This is a genomic window from Mesorhizobium sp. WSM4989, from assembly GCF_029625795.1.
In the GTDB taxonomy this organism is placed as follows: domain Bacteria; phylum Pseudomonadota; class Alphaproteobacteria; order Rhizobiales; family Rhizobiaceae; genus Mesorhizobium.
In genome coordinates this window covers 1-232 of sequence record NZ_JARTVN010000078.1, presented here as the reverse complement: position 1 = coordinate 232, position 232 = coordinate 1, and the positions used below count along the sequence as shown (strand labels likewise).

Annotated in this window: 1 pseudogene; it reads right to left on the bottom strand. The window is 51.3% G+C overall.

Annotation, left to right across the window (positions count from 1 at the left end):
• Positions 1-194, bottom strand: a pseudogene (locus P9217_RS30385) (ABC transporter ATP-binding protein); the annotation flags it as partial.
• Between the last annotated feature and the right edge of the window lie 38 nt (positions 195-232).

The window sequence follows — 232 nt, the reverse complement described above, 5'->3', positions numbered from 1 at the left end:
CTTAATACCTGAATGCCCTGCTCACTTAACTGCGTAAATACGCCGTTGATCCCCTGCTCACGCAGCACTTCAACTTCCAGCGTCGCGGTATCGACCAGTCGATACTGATAGCCATCGAGCTTCGGTAACGGGCTTTTCGGTGCGAGATCGAGAATAAAGGTTTCCGATTTCAGCTTCGCCAGCAGCGCCTTCATCGAGGTATTTTCCACCAGCTCACCGTGTTGAATAATGC